Source organism: Streptomyces huiliensis, from assembly GCF_020037025.1.
Classification (GTDB): Bacteria; Actinomycetota; Actinomycetes; order Streptomycetales; family Streptomycetaceae; genus Streptomyces; species Streptomyces huiliensis.
Genome location: NZ_JAIQLH010000100.1, coordinates 1 through 13,532, shown reverse-complemented (window position 1 = coordinate 13,532; position 13,532 = coordinate 1). Strand labels below are relative to the sequence as shown.

Genomic DNA, 13,532 nt, shown 5'->3' with positions numbered 1-13,532 from the left:
CCCGGCGCAGGAGGTGCCGTGAACAGTGCCATGAACAGTTCCGCGAACGCTGCCGTAAGCAGGCAGGACGGTTCCCGACGGCCGTACGACGTCGTCCTCTTCGGCGCGACCGGCTTCGTCGGCGAACTCACCGCCGCCCACCTCCTGGCCCACGCGCCACAGGGCTGCCGCCTCGCCCTCGCCGGACGGAACCGGACGAAGCTCGAGCGGCTGCGGGAGCGGCTCGCCGACGGGCCCGGCCCCGAACCCGCCCTGCTCACCGCCGCCGCCGACGACCCGGCCGCGCTGCGCGCCCTCGCCGAGTCCGCCCACGTCGTCGCCACCACCGTGGGCCCGTACCTCCGCCACGGGGAGGCGCTCGTCGCCGCGTGCGCGGCGGCCGGCACGGACTACCTGGACCTCACCGGTGAGGCGGAGTTCGTCGATTCCATGTACGTGCGCCACGACGCGCGGGCCCGCGAGACCGGCGCCCGGATCGTGCACAGCTGCGGCTTCGACTCCGTCCCGTACGACCTGGGCGTGTACTACACCGTCCGGCGGCTACCGGAAGGGGTGCCGCTGCGCGTCGACGGCTTCGTCCAGGCCCGCGGCGCCATCTCCGGCGGCACGCTGGCCTCCGCCCTGACGATCGCGGCGCGCGGCCGGCAGACGCTGGCCGCCGCGCGCGAACGGCGGCGGTACGAGCCCCGGCCGGCGGCCGGCCGCCGGGTCGCGGTGCCGCTGGGCGGGCCGCGGTTCAGCCGGGAGACGGGCACCTGGGCGCTGCCGCTGCCCACCATCGACCCCCAGGTCGTACGGCGTTCGGCCGCCGCGCTGGAGCGGTACGGGCCCGACTTCCGCTACCGGCACTACGCGTCGGTGCGGACGCTGCCGGCGGCGCTGGCCGCTCCGGTCGGGGCGGCGGCCGTCGTGGCCGCTGCCCAAGTCCCGTATGTGCGTGGGTTGTTGTCGGCTCGCTACCCGGCCGGGCGCGGGCCGAGCGCGGAGTTGCGGTCCCGGAGCTGGTTCCGGGTCCGGTTCGTCGGCGAGGGCGGCGGGCGGCGGGTGTGCACCGAGGTCGCGGGCGGCGACCCGGGGTACGGAGAGACCGCCGTGATGTTCGCCGAGGCGGCGCTGTGCCTCGCGCACGACGAACTCCCCGCCACCGCGGGGCAGGTGACGACCGCCGTGGCGATGGGCGACGCCCTGACGGAGCGGCTCACCGCGGCGGGGATCCGCTTCCGCGTCGCGGCGGCCGACTGAGCGGCTCGGGCGGGGCCGGGCGCGGCCGACGGCCGTGGGGGGCTCCGGTGCCGGCGTACGTGGCCGGGACCGCGCGCCGTCGCCCGCGCCCGGCCGGCGGCGCCCGATCGCCCGTAGAGGGCGGGGCGACGCCCGCCCCTCTCCGGAAGCCCCCGCCTTCGGCGGCGCCTGCCCCCGGAAGGCCACCGCGCCGAGCCGCACCCCCGCGCTGTCCGCGCCGGGGCGGACGTGCCGTACCCACGAACACCGAACGACCCGAAAGGACCCCCCATGCACAAGCGTTCGATCATCGTAGTGGCCGGCCTGCTGGCCGCCCTGACGACCGGAGGGGCCGGAGCGGCCTCCGCCGGGACCCGCGCGTCCGTCGGCGCCGCATCGGCGTCCTGCGGACAGCAGACCCGCGTGGAGGTGTTCCGCGAGGGCGGCGTCCCGCTGCTGGACTGGCGGGAGAACCTGGAGTTCGACGGCCGGGGCACCCTGTGGGTCTCGCACCTCACCAAGAACCGGGTCGAGGGATACGCCCCGGACGGCACCTCGCGCGGCGGCTTCCCGCTCGCCGGGCCCGGCGGCATCCGGCGCGGCCCGGACGGCATGATGTACGTCAACTACGGAGTGAGCCCGCTGACTCCGCGCGGCGGCGTCGTCCGGTTCGACCCGGCCGCCGCCGAGCCGAGACCGCGGACGGTCGTGGACGGGATATCCGGCATCAACGGCCTGGCCGTCGACTCCGCCGGCAACCTCTACCTCAGCCGCGAACTGGCCCGCGGCATCCTGAAGTTCCGCCCGGACGGCACCCGGGACGAGGCGTGGACCAAGGCCGCGGACATCTTCGGCGGCAACGGCCTGGACATCGTCGGCGACCAGCTCTACGTCAGCGTCCTCACCGACCCCACGTCCCGGATCGTCCGCGTCCCCCTGCACGACCCCGGCCGGTACGCGACGGTCGCCCGGCTCACCCCCAACCCGCTGCGGGACAAGTTCCTGGACGACCTGACGCACTTCCGCGGCGGCCTGGTGGTGGCGGGGTTCCGCAGCGGTGAGCTGATCCGCGTCGACCCGGCGACCGGCCGGTCCTGCGTCCTGGCGACGGGCCTGCGCATGCCCACCAGCGTCCGCACCGCCCAGGGCTTCGGCGGCCTCGACCCCGAGCACCACCTGTTCGTCGTCGAGGCGTCCGGCCGCATCGTCAAGGTGACCGTGGACTGACGCCGGCGGGGGCGCGGGCACCGGGCGGCCCCCGCCGGCGGACCGTCAGACGCCGGCCACCAGCTCCTCCAGCCGGCCGACGACCTCCGCCGGGGCCGGCATCGTCCGGATCTCCTCGCGGACCTCCGCCGCGGCGGCCCGCAGGCCCTCGTCCGCCAGCACCGACTCCAGCAGCTCGGGACCGATCTCCTCCGTCCGCACCGCCCGGCCGATCCCGCGGTCGGCGACGAGCCGCGCGACGGCCGGCCGGCCCAGGCCCTTGAGGATCGGCATGATCTGCGGCAGCCCGTGCGCCATCGCACCGAGCGCGGTGCCCGGCCCGGCATGGTGGACGACCGCGGAACAGCGGGCCAGCAGCGCGCCGTACGGCACCCAGTCGAAGGCCCGCACGTTGTCCGGGAGCGGACCGAACGGCTCCAGGTCGACGTGCGGCAGGACGACCACGAACTCGGCGTCCGTCTTCGGCGCCGTCGCCAGGATCCGCTCCATGACCAGCGCCGCCTCCCCGGGCACCGGCCCGCTGCCCAGCGAGACCGCGATGCGCGGCGTCTCGGGCACCCGGTTGAGGAAGTCGAACAGCGGCTTCGGCAGCGGCCCGCCGCCGTTGAAGGGCACGTACCGCAGCGGCCACGCGCCCGGCTCGGTCGGGACGACGCTCGGCGGGGTGATGTCGATGACGGCCCGGCGCTCGGGCAGGTCCACGCCGTGCTCCTCGAAGAGGTCGGCGTGCAGCTCGCGCATCAGCTCGGCGGACGGGTTGAGGAAGCCGAAGCCGTGCTGCACGGCGGGCACCCCCAGCTTGGCCGCCGCCACCATGCCCGGCGTCAGCAGCGGGGAGTGCACCACCACGTCCGGCCGCCACTCCTCGGCCGTGCGGATCACCGCGGCGACCATCTCCGGCTGGAGCCGCAGCGCCGCCGCGACCGCGCCGCCCACCACCTCCAGATAGCCGGCGCCCTCCGCCTCCTGGAGCAGCTTGCCGGCCACCTCGGGGTGGCGCTGGGCCAGCAGGCCCACCATCTTGTCCAGGGACAGGCCGGGCGCGACGTCCACGGTGCGCGCGCCCGCCTCGCCCAGGGCCAGGCCCGGACCGCAGGAGGCGACCAGGACCTCGTGGCCGGCCGTCTGGAGCGCCCAGGACAGCGCCACCAGGGGATAGGTGTGGCCGGTGCCGGGCGTGGTCGTGATCAGTACGCGCATTGCGGTGGGTTCTCCGTTCCGAAGGGGGGTGTGGACGTAGGGGGCGCCGCTGGGTGACGTAGGGGGATGCCGCTCGGCGACGTAGGGGAGTGCGGCTCCACGACGTAGGGTGGCGCCGCTCAGCGCAGCTCCCGCGCCGGGTGTTCGGGGCGCAGGCCGATCGCCATCGCGCGGGCCGGGCCGCCCTGGAGCGGGGGCAGGCGACGCAGCACCCGCAGCACCCTGGGAGTCGTGGACTTCCCCTGGCCGTTGATCCACGGCTCCAGGAAGCCGGTCTGCAGGGCCCGCTGGATGCGCTGGGTGACCACCGTCGGCGGCATGCGGCGGCGCTGCACCCGTTCCAGGTGCGCGGGCTCCAGCGTGCCGTCGCGCAGCGGTTCCGCCAGGATGTTCGCCGCGGCGACGGCGTCCTGGACGGCGAGGTTGATGCCGACGCCCATGATGGGCGACATGGTGTGCGCGGCGTCCCCGATGCACAGCAGCCCCGGGCGCCACCACCGTTGCAGCCGGTCGATCTGCACGTCGAGCACCTTGACGTCGTCCCAGGTGCGGACCTCGTGCACACGGTCCGCCAGGAACGGCTTGAGCTCGGCCAGCGACTCCCGGAACGCCTCCAGACCCTCGGCGCGCAGCTGCTCGTAGCCGCCCTTGCGGACGGCGAGGGCGGCCTGCCAGTGGCCCTGCCGCTCGATGCGGACCAGCAGCTTGCCGTCGGCGGAGAGCCGGCCGACCATGCCGCCCGGGTCGTCGTCCCGCTTGGACAGCCGGAACCACAGGATGTCCATGCCCGAGCCGAACGCCCGGTGCCGCAGCCCGGACGCCGCGCGGACCGCCGAGCGGCGGCCGTCGGCGGCGACCGTCAGGTCCGCCCGGAGCTCGTGCTCCCGCCCCTCCTTGTCGCGGTAGCGGACGCCGGTGACCCGGTTGCCGGACCGGAGGATCCCGGTGACCTCGCTCTCGCGGAGCAGCCGGAAGTTGGGGAACCGGTCGGCCTCCTCGACGAGGAAGTCGAGGAAGTCCCACTGCGGCAGGAAGGTGATGTACGGGAACTGGCCCGGCAGCCGGCGGAAGTCGGCCAGTGTGAAGGGTCCGTCGTCGGTGACGACCTGCAGACGGTGGATGCGGTGGTGGGGGAGCTTGCGGAAGCGTTCCCCCAGGCCGAGTTCGCCCATGAGGCGGTGGGTGGAGGCGTGCACCGTGTCGCCCCGGAAGTCACGCAGGAAGTCGGCGTGTTTCTCCAACACCACGGTCTCCACGCCGGCCCTGGCGAGCAGCATGCCGAGCATCATTCCGGCGGGTCCCGCTCCGGCGATGGCACACGTCGTACGACTCATCCCCTGCCCTTCCTCGGTCGGTTGTGTCATGCCGTCCTGCCCGTCTGGGGGAGAGGGCGGGTCACCATGTGACGGGCAGTGCCTCCGGCGCCCGCGCGATCAGCCCCGGTTTCCAGGGGACCTCCTCCGGCGGCACGGCCAGCCGGAGCGTGGGGAACCGGGCGATGACCCCCTCCAGGGCCACCTTGAGCTCGGCCCGGGCGAGGCTCGCGCCGAGGCAGTAGTGCTGCCCGTGGCCGAACCCGAGGTGCGGGTTGTTGTCCCGGTCGAAGCGGATGCTCGACGGGTCCTCGAAGACCCGCTCGTCACGGTCCCCGGAGGCCCGCTGGAAGATCACCGTGTCGCCCTTGCGGATCGGCACCCCGCCGATCTCCACATCCTCGGTGGCGCGGCGCGGGAAACTGCCCACCGAGCGCAGCGGGATGATGCGCAGCATCTCCTCGATCGCGGGGTCCAGCAGCGACCGGTCCGCGCAGAGCCGCTCGTAGAGCTCACGCTGGGCGAGCAGCAGGAAGGAGACGTTGGAGATCATGCTGAGCGACGTCTCGTGGCCGGCCATGAGGATGCCGATGCCGGTCCGCACGGCCTCGACCTCCGACAGCTGACCCGCGTCCAGCGCTTCTATGAGCACGGATATGAGGTCGTCGGAACGGCTGTCCCGGCGCCGGGCTATCAGCCCGCGCAGGAACGCCTCCAGCCCGTCGCGGGCCTCGTCGATCTCCTCCTTGGTGTGCGCGGAGGTGGCCACGAAGACGTCGGAGTACTTGCGGAACTCCGCCCGGTCCTCGTACGGGACGCCGAAGAGCTCGACGATCATCCGGACCGGGAGCGGGATCGCCAGCCGCTGCACGAGGTCGCCGGGCGGGCCGGCCTTCTCCATGGCGTCCAGCTCGCTGGTGACGAGGTCGCGCATGCGGTCGGCGAGCTGCGACACGATCCGCGGGCGGAACGCGTGCGCGACGACCTTGCGGATCCGGCCGTGGTCCGGCGGGTCCATGCTGAGCAGGTTGCCCGGGCGCAGCGGCAGGGGCGTCACCCGGGCGGTGTCGGGGGCCGTCGCCGCGAACGAGCTGAACCGGGTGTCGGCGAGGAACTGCTTGATCTCGTGGTAGCCGGTGACGAGCCAGGCGTCACCGCCGTAGGGCATCCGCACCCGGGAGACCGGCTCGTTGCGGCACAGTTCCAGGTAGCGGGGGTGCAGGTCGAGACGGACCACCGGGCCGAAGGGATAGGCCGGTGGCCCGGACGTGTCTGTGGCAGACATGGGTGCCACCTTCTGCGAGTCGTCCGGCGCACGGAGGATCCGTCGCACGGGAATGGAGAACCGGGCGGTCCTGCCGGGCCGTTGGCGGCCCGCGAGGTCCGACGTCGCCCTGTGGGTGTTCCGGCGACCGGTGTCGGGAGAACGGAAGAGCGGAGCTGGGCGGAGCCGTTCGTGATGGTGGCGCCGGTGGTGACGGTGGTGGAGTCGTGGCGTCCGCCGGCCCCATTCCGGCGTGGGAATCCTCCCACAACGGCCGTGTGGGGAAGGAGTGTTCGACGCCGTGCGGCGGATCCGCCGGCCGTTGTGGCGGACGGGACGGGAGGGATGCCGGGGGTCGGCGGGGCGGAGAGGGCGCCCGGCGTGCCGCTCCGGGCACGCGAAAGCGCCCGCGGGGAGCGGGCGGCGACGAGGCCGTCCGGTCCACGCGGGCGCGCGGTGGGAGGGTGAAGGCGCCGGGCGGCGCCCTCGACGGGCGGTGGGGCGGTCGTACGGTAGCGGTCCCGGCCGATGTTCCGGTCAGGCCCTCGGCCGGGACCGCCCCGCGGCCGGCTCGGCCTGTCCCGCCTCGCCGGCCTGTGCCTCCCGTTCCACCTGTTCGGCGAAGCGGGCCCAGACGTCGGCGCACTCCCGGGCCAGCTGGGTGACCCCGTCCGCGCAGTGCGGCGGGATGGTGGCGGCGAGCTTCTCCCACACCGTGACGTCCAGGTCGTGCACGGAGAAGCCGCGCAGCAGGAAGCGGCCGGACTGGGAGAGCCGCAGGGCCGGGTCCTTGCGGAGCCGGTCCAGCCGTTCCCGCGCGTCGCGCAGGGACGGCGCGTCGGCGATCCGGGTCTCCGGACGGGGCTCGGACCGCGGCTCCCGGGCTCGTTCGGCGGCGGCGCCCGAGCCCTGCGGCACCGGGTCCATGCCGAGGAGCAGCCGCTTCTTCACGTCGTGCGCGGTGCCGAGCGAGATGCCGGCGAGCCGGGCGATCTCGCGCAGGCTCGCCTCGGGGCGCTGCCGGATCACCTCGACCGCGCGCAGCCGTCCGCTGGCGACGCTCGCCACGTCCGCGCGCCGCCGCTTGCCGTCCAGCCCGATCCGGGTGTTCAAGTGGGCAACGTCGACGCTTGAACGGCGTACCCGGGAGACGGTCCTGGGCGACAGGGCGGTGACGGACGCGACGTACCGGTCCGAGAGAGCGGGGCTCTCGCGGAGGATCCGGGCCGCGGCGGCGAGCCGGTCGTCATGGGTGAGCGGCTTGCCGTGGGTGATGTTCAGACTCACCGCGGTGGCGAACACGTTCCGCTCCGGCATGTCCAACAGGTAGGCACTGATGGTGCGTTCACCCCGCACGCGCGCGGCGGCGAGCCGGTGCATCCCGTCGATCACCCGCCCGGTGGGCCGGTGCACGACGATCGGCGGGAGCTCCTCCTCCAGCGCGACGAGCGTGTCGATGTACGCCCGGTCCAGGCCGCTGGTGCGCGGCGAGTCGGCCGACAGTAAGGAGTCCACCGGTACGTCGGCGCGCGTCGTCGCACTCAGGACCGGTGTCAGAAAAGGCATGGAGCCGCCATCGTCACTCATCAGATCCCCCGCGTTCCCCCGCATGACTGATGGTGCTGCGTCTTTACGCTAACCATGCGCTTCCGATCCAGGCAAGAGGTTAACGGAGGGTATAACCGGCGGCCGTGCGGAAGGCCGAATTCCCTTGATCGAAAGCGCAGTTGGAAGCGGAAACGGCGGGCCGGGATCCGGTCTCCGGCCACGGCTTTCCGCCGGTGGACGCGCGGGGAAGAAGGGACGCCTCCGGCGCTCCGGAGGGCGGAAGCGGAAGGTCCCCGCCGGCCCGGCGCGGCGTCCCGTCACCCCGGCCGGAGGCCCCCGGTGGCCGTGCGCGGAGCACAATCCTCCTGATCGGGCCACCTGTTCAGGTGGCGCGGACGCATGGACGGGGCCGTCGGCGCCGCGTACCGTCAGGGCGTCGATCCCGAGCCAGGCGCGGAAAACGGGGCAGTGCGCGGCCCGTTCGGCGATCGGCGGCCTCACACCACCCCGGCCCGGCGCGCGTTCCGCCGCGCGGCCACCGGGCGGTCGGCCCACGCACCGGGCCCCGAGCCGCCTTCCTCCACCCTCCGGTCCCTCGAACATTCGGCACCCACCTGTTCAGCGAACGAAAGGTCAGCACCGTGCGGGAGTACTACGACGTCGTGATCATGGGTGGCGGGCCGGCCGGCTCCACCCTCGGTGCCCTGCTCGCCCAGCGCAGCGACCTGCGGACGGCCATCTTCGACAAGGAGGTGTTCCCCCGCGAGCACATCGGCGAGTCGTTCGCCCACCCCGTGGTCCCGGCGCTCCAGGAGAGCGGGGCCCTCGCCAAGGTCCTCGCCAGCCCGTGCTGGGTGAAGAAGTACGGCGGCGTCTACGCCTGGGACCCGGAGCGGCCGAGCGTCGCCCTGTTCGACCGGGCGCTGTTCGAGAAGGACGGCGTGCTGCGCTGGACGATGCACGTCAACCGGGCCGAGTTCGACCACATCCTGCTCGACCACGCCGCCGACGTCGGCGTGGAGGTCTTCCAGGGCACCGCCGTCACCGCCTACGAACCCGACGCCAACGGCGGCGTGGTCCGCCTCGCCGACGGGCGCTCGGTCCGCGCGGGGTACTTCGTCGACGCCTCGGGCCGGCAGAGCAGCGTCTCCGCCGCCCGCAACAAACGCGGCTGGCTCTCGAACTTCAAGAACATCGCCATCTGGCAGCACTTCACCGGTGGCGGCCACACGCAGAACCTGCCCGCCGACTGGAACGTCTTCACCTCGGAGAACTTCTCGCCCATCGGCTGCTTCGCCTTCCGCGACGGCTGGTGCTGGTACATACCCGTGCCCAAGATCATCGACGGCCGGCGCGTCCTCACCCACTCCGTCGGCATCGTCACCAACCCCGCCGTCCTCAAGGAGCCCGGCCGCGACTACACCGACCAGGCGACGTTCCTCGCCGCCGTCCGCGAGGTCCCGTACCTCAAGGACCTGGTCACCGACGCGGTACCGATCGCGGACCACATGATCACGGCCACCAACTACTCGCGCGTCGCCGAGGAGTTCGGCGACTACGACGAGCGGCACCTGCTCGTGGGCGACGCGGCGTTCTTCGTCGACCCCCTCTTCTCCTCCGGCGTCGCGGTCGCCCTCACCCAGTCACAGGCCGCCGCGCTGCTGCTGCTGAAGACCACCGACGGCAGCCTGGAGGAGGCCGACCGGCGGCAGCTCTGGCGCGACTACAACGACAAGTGGCACGGCACCGCCGAGACGTTCGCCCTGATGATCGACCAGTGGTACCACGCCATCGCCAAGAACAACCCGGACAGCGTGTACTGGAACACCCGGGGCACCGGCGCCGACCTCGGCATCCGCGAGCAGACCTTCGACGCCCTGCTCAACACGGCGTTCCAGCCCGCCTTGCTCGACGTCATGACGCACAACAGCCGCCGGGTCGAGGACCTGGACGCGGCTGGCCCGTACCTGTCCGCCACCGCCCTGGCCGAGCCGGCCGGCCTCACCGCCGACGCCGTCCTCACGCTGGCCCCCACCACGGCCCTCCGCGACAGCGTCACCATGCTGGTGCCGGGCTTCAAGGCCACCAACCCGCCCGCCAACGTCCAGCTCCCGCCCGCCGTCCTCGACGGCATGGCGGACTACTGGAAGAACCCCATGACCAACCACGCCTCGGCACCGGCACCACTGCGCGACACCGTGCCCTGCAAGCGGATCCACTCCACCGAGGACCCGCACGGCCCGTCCATCGACGCCGACCCGCGCCGGGACGGCGTGGACGAGCTGTGGGCCCTGCTCAGCGCGGGACCGGTGAAGTACGGCGAGATCGCCGGCCGCCTCACGCCCCCGCAGATCCGGCTCGTCAAGCGCATGTGCGTGGGCGGCTTCCTGCGGATCACGCCCGCCGCCTGACACGGCGGGACGCCCCGGCCCCCACGGCGGGCGCCGGGGCGCCCCGCCCGCTCAGCCGCCCCGGACCCGCGCCGCCGTGGTCATCGGCAGCCGGTGCGGGCTCAGGACGAGGCGGGGCGCCGGCCGGACCCGGCGGCCGCCCGCGGGCCGCAGGTCCCAGTCGGCGACGACGCCGGCCAGCGCCAGGGCCGCCTCGGTGAGGGCGAACACGTCGCCGATGCACTTGCGGGGACCGCTGCCGAACGGCAGGAACGCCGTGCGCGGCGGCGCGGGCGCGCCCGGCGCGGCGATCCAGCGGTCCGGGTCGAAGCGCTCGGGGTCGGGGAACAGGTCGGGCCGCCGGTGGAGGAGGTACGCGCTGTAGACCACGGCCGTACCCGCGGGGAGGGTGTGCCCGCCGAGGCGGGTGTCGCTGGTGGTGGTGCGGGTGAGCAGCCAGGCCGGCGGGTACAGCCGCAGCGCCTCGTTGACGACCGCCGCGGTGAGCCGCAGGTCCGGCAGGTGCGCGAGGGTGGCGGCGGGAGCGTCGCCGAGCACCGCGTCCACCTCGGCGCGTAGCCGGCGGGCCACCTCGGGGTGGCCGCCCAGCAGGTGCAAGGCCCAGGCCAGGGCGCTGCCGCTGGTCTCCGTGCCGGCGGCGAAGAAGGTGACGAGCTGGTCGGCGATCTCGTCGTCGGTCAGCGCCCGCCCGTCCGGACCGTCCCGCCCGGCGGACAGCAGCAGGGAGAGCAGGTCGCCCTGGTCCGCGCCGGCATCGGGCGCACCGTCCGCGCGGCCGGCGATGAGCCGGCCGATCGCGCCGCGCAGCCGTGAACGCGCCCGGTCGTAGCGGCGGTTGCCGGGCGTCGGCAGCCGGTCGGCCGCCGGGGGCACGAGCGCGCGCCGCGGGATGCCCGCGACGACGGTGGTGAAGTCGTCCAGGAGCGGCGCGAGCCGCGCGTCGTCCGCCTCCGCGCCGAACATCGCCGCCACGGCGATCCGCGCGCTGAGCGCGAGCATCTCGTCGGCGGCGTCGACCGTCCCGCCGTCACGCCACGCCCCGGTCGTCACCCGCACCTGACGGGACATGACCTCGGCGTACGCCGCCATCCGGCCGGAGTGGAACGCCGGCTGGAGCAGCCGCCGCTGGCCCCGGTGGTCGCTGTGGGGGCAGCTGGCCAGCCCGTTCCCGGTGACCTCCCGGATCCGTTCGTAGAGGGGGCCGCCCTTGTCGAAGGTCTCGTCGTCCCGCAGGACACGGCGGGTCAGTTCGGGGTCGCAGACCACCACCGCCCGGACCGGACCGATCCGGACCTGGACCAGGTCGCCGCGCCCGGGCAGCGCGTCGAGGAAGGCGAGGGGGTCGCGGAGGAGGGGCAGGGCGTGGCCGACGAGCGGCAACGCCCCCGGGGCGACACCGTAGGTGCAGCGAGCGTTCACGAGCGCTCCGAGGGTTCGTACCGGCGTGGTGGCGGCGGTCGGACGCGGGCGCGACGGCCGGGGGCCGGCCGGTCGCGTACAGGCTGAACCCCGCGTTCCGGCCCGCCGTGCTTCCCGTGCCCCCGACGGTACGCCGCAACCCCCGGCCGTCGGGGAGCGCGGAGGCGAATGGCGGGCGAACTCCCGCGAGGAGCTCCCCTCCGGGCGCCTCGGAACGGACGGTGACCGGCGCTCCCCGGGAGCGGGCGGCGCGCGGCCGACCCCGTGCGCCGCCGGGCGGCGGTGGGTTACCGCTCCCAGTGCGCCGGACGGTCCAGACCCTCCGGCAGCCGGGTCCGCGCGTCGCCGCGGGCCGCGTTCACCTGGAGCTGCGTGAGGAAGAAGGCGCCCGTCAGGTCCGCGCCGGCGAGGTTCGCGTCGCGCAGGTCGGCGCCGATGAGGTCGGCCGAGCGGAGGTCGGCGCCCGAGAGATCGGCGGCGATCAGGTACGCGCCGCGCAGGTTCGCCGCCCGGAGGTCCGCGTTCCGGAGACCGGCGCCCATCAGATCGGCGCCCCGCCGGTTCTTGCCCTTCTTCTTCCCGTCCTGGCCGCGCACCAGCTCGCTCGCGCGCAGCAGCAGGACGTTCACCTCCTGCCGGAGCTCGGGCACGTCCAGGCCGAGCAGCACCTCGGCCTCCGACCGGGTCAGCGCCTCGACCTTCCCGAGCACCCGGCGGACGTCACGGTGCACCGGCCGGGCCTTCGGCAGCGCCAGCACCTCCGACAGGTACCGCAGCAGCTCGTGCAGCTGCCGCATCACCGGGAACACGTCGAACATCGCCTTGGCCGTCTCCGGCGCCTCCCGCCAGCTGGTGCCGCCGAAGGTGACCTGCGAGACCTTCTGCCCCGCGCCGAAGCAGTCGTACACCGTGCAGCCCGAGAAACCTTTCTCCCGGAGCGTGGTGTGCGTGCCGCAGCGGAAGTCCTCCCGCAGGTTCGGGCACGGCTTCCCGGCCTCCTTGTTCAGCGCGAAGTCGGCCGACACGGCGAACGGCAGGGCCACGCAGCAGAGCGCGAAACAGCTGCCGCAGTCGGCCCGCAGGCCGAGGGAGTCGGTGTCGGGGACGTCGCGTATGTCGGGCACGGTGCGCGGAATTCCTCCGGTCGGGACCGCGGCGGAGCGGGGCTCCGGCCGGGCGGGGGCGGGTTCCCGGCCGGTCCGACGAGGGACGGCGCGGGATGATCTCCCCAGTCTAGGGCGTCCGCGGGACCGGTCGCCGGGGCGGCGCCGGAGCGGCCGCGGACGCCGCGTTCGCACCCGCGATCGAGCGGTCCGCGCCGTCCTGGACTTGGCGGCTTACCGCCCTGTGCGCCGGCGGCACCGACCGGGAAGGTGGGAACCGCGCCGCCGGCCGCCCGCCGGCGGTGGAAGCGCACCGAGCGAGAGGGAGTCCCGCGCATGCCTGCGATCCCGGTCAAGCCCGGCGTCTACAAGATCCACGCCCACATCATCGGCCCGTCCACCCTGGTGACCGCCACCGAGTACGCCGTCAAGCACGGCGCCCCGGTCATCACCGACCGGCTGAACCCGCTCCCGATCGAGCAGGAATGGCTCATCGAGCCCACCGAGCCCGTCCCCGGGGCGCCGTACGTGATCCGCCTCGCCCACCACGAGGGGGCCGGCCTCGTGATCGCCGAGGACAAGCTCTACGTCAACAGCGTGGAGCGCGGCGAGCTGGCGCGGTTCACGTTCGAAAGGGTCATCGGCGGAATCAAGATCATCTCCGACAAGGGGCTCGCCCTGCGCTCCGGACACCGGGGCGCGCAGCTCACCTTCGTACCGCCGGCGCCGGAGTTCCAGGAGACCTGGACCCTGGAGTACATCAGGCCCGCCGCCGAGGACTGACGGAGGAGCCCGTGGGGCGACCGGGCGCGGGCCGCCCGCGCCC

10 protein-coding genes are annotated in these 13,532 nt (G+C 74.2%); 4 read left to right on the top strand and 6 right to left on the bottom strand.

Annotation, left to right across the window (positions count from 1 at the left end):
* Positions 1-30 precede the first annotated feature (30 nt).
* Positions 31-1,242, top strand: coding sequence for a saccharopine dehydrogenase family protein (locus tag JNW98_RS19005; RefSeq protein ID WP_223769454.1), 1,212 nt, complete (start codon positions 31-33; stop codon positions 1,240-1,242).
* 270 nt (positions 1,243-1,512) lie between these two features.
* Positions 1,513-2,448: an SMP-30/gluconolactonase/LRE family protein gene (locus JNW98_RS19000; RefSeq protein ID WP_223769453.1), complete on the top strand. Its 936-nt coding sequence runs from the start codon at positions 1,513-1,515 to the stop codon at positions 2,446-2,448.
* Between the two features lie 45 nt (positions 2,449-2,493).
* On the opposite strand, the gene JNW98_RS18995 is transcribed toward JNW98_RS19000, so the two are convergent.
* The 4 genes from JNW98_RS18995 to JNW98_RS18980 form a co-directional block, all read right to left on the bottom strand.
* A complete protein-coding gene (locus JNW98_RS18995) occupies positions 2,494-3,648 on the bottom strand; it encodes a nucleotide disphospho-sugar-binding domain-containing protein (protein ID WP_223769452.1) in 1,155 nt (384 codons plus the stop codon).
* Positions 3,649-3,767: 119 nt separating this feature from the next.
* On the bottom strand, positions 3,768-4,982 hold the full coding sequence (locus tag JNW98_RS18990; RefSeq protein ID WP_223769451.1) for an FAD-dependent oxidoreductase: 1,215 nt from the start codon (positions 4,980-4,982) through the stop codon (positions 3,768-3,770).
* A 61-nt stretch (positions 4,983-5,043) separates the two neighbouring features.
* Positions 5,044-6,246, bottom strand: a complete 1,203-nt coding sequence (locus tag JNW98_RS18985) for a cytochrome P450 (RefSeq protein ID WP_223769450.1) — start codon at positions 6,244-6,246, stop codon at positions 5,044-5,046.
* A gap of 516 nt (positions 6,247-6,762) precedes the next feature.
* Positions 6,763-7,791 carry a ParB/RepB/Spo0J family partition protein gene (locus tag JNW98_RS18980; protein ID WP_223769449.1) on the bottom strand — a complete coding sequence of 343 codons (1,029 nt, stop codon included), beginning with the start codon at positions 7,789-7,791 and terminating at the stop codon, positions 6,763-6,765.
* Between the two features lie 623 nt (positions 7,792-8,414).
* Here JNW98_RS18980 and JNW98_RS18975 point away from each other — a divergent pair.
* Positions 8,415-10,184: an NAD(P)/FAD-dependent oxidoreductase gene (locus tag JNW98_RS18975; RefSeq protein ID WP_223769448.1), complete on the top strand. Its 1,770-nt coding sequence runs from the start codon at positions 8,415-8,417 to the stop codon at positions 10,182-10,184.
* 51 nt (positions 10,185-10,235) lie between these two features.
* Here JNW98_RS18975 and JNW98_RS18970 read toward each other — a convergent pair whose 3' ends face one another.
* Together JNW98_RS18970 and JNW98_RS18965 are read right to left on the bottom strand one after the other, a co-directional pair.
* Positions 10,236-11,603, bottom strand: a complete 1,368-nt coding sequence (locus tag JNW98_RS18970) for a cytochrome P450 (protein ID WP_223769447.1) — start codon at positions 11,601-11,603, stop codon at positions 10,236-10,238.
* Positions 11,604-11,890: 287 nt separating this feature from the next.
* Positions 11,891-12,727, bottom strand: a complete 837-nt coding sequence (locus JNW98_RS18965; protein WP_223769446.1) for a pentapeptide repeat-containing protein — start codon at positions 12,725-12,727, stop codon at positions 11,891-11,893.
* A 315-nt stretch (positions 12,728-13,042) separates the two neighbouring features.
* Here JNW98_RS18965 and JNW98_RS18960 point away from each other — a divergent pair, with 315 nt between their 5' ends.
* Positions 13,043-13,489 (top strand): hypothetical protein, encoded by a 447-nt coding sequence (locus JNW98_RS18960; RefSeq protein ID WP_223769445.1) that lies wholly within the window; start codon positions 13,043-13,045, stop codon positions 13,487-13,489.
* The last annotated feature ends 43 nt before the right edge of the window (positions 13,490-13,532 follow it).

What these genes read in the sequence shown, in the direction of transcription:
- JNW98_RS19005 (WP_223769454.1), top strand. Translation starts at nt 31, where the DNA reads ATGAACAGTTCCGCGAACGCTGCCGTAAGCAGGCAGGACGGTTCCCGA.
- JNW98_RS19000 (WP_223769453.1), top strand. Translation starts at nt 1,513, where the DNA reads ATGCACAAGCGTTCGATCATCGTAGTGGCCGGCCTGCTGGCCGCCCTG.
- JNW98_RS18995 (WP_223769452.1), bottom strand. Translation starts at nt 3,648, where the DNA reads ATGCGCGTACTGATCACGACCACGCCCGGCACCGGCCACACCTATCCC.
- JNW98_RS18990 (WP_223769451.1), bottom strand. Translation starts at nt 4,982, where the DNA reads ATGAGTCGTACGACGTGTGCCATCGCCGGAGCGGGACCCGCCGGAATG.
- JNW98_RS18985 (WP_223769450.1), bottom strand. Translation starts at nt 6,246, where the DNA reads ATGTCTGCCACAGACACGTCCGGGCCACCGGCCTATCCCTTCGGCCCG.
- JNW98_RS18980 (WP_223769449.1), bottom strand. Translation starts at nt 7,791, where the DNA reads ATGCCTTTTCTGACACCGGTCCTGAGTGCGACGACGCGCGCCGACGTA.
- JNW98_RS18960 (WP_223769445.1), top strand. Translation starts at nt 13,043, where the DNA reads ATGCCTGCGATCCCGGTCAAGCCCGGCGTCTACAAGATCCACGCCCAC.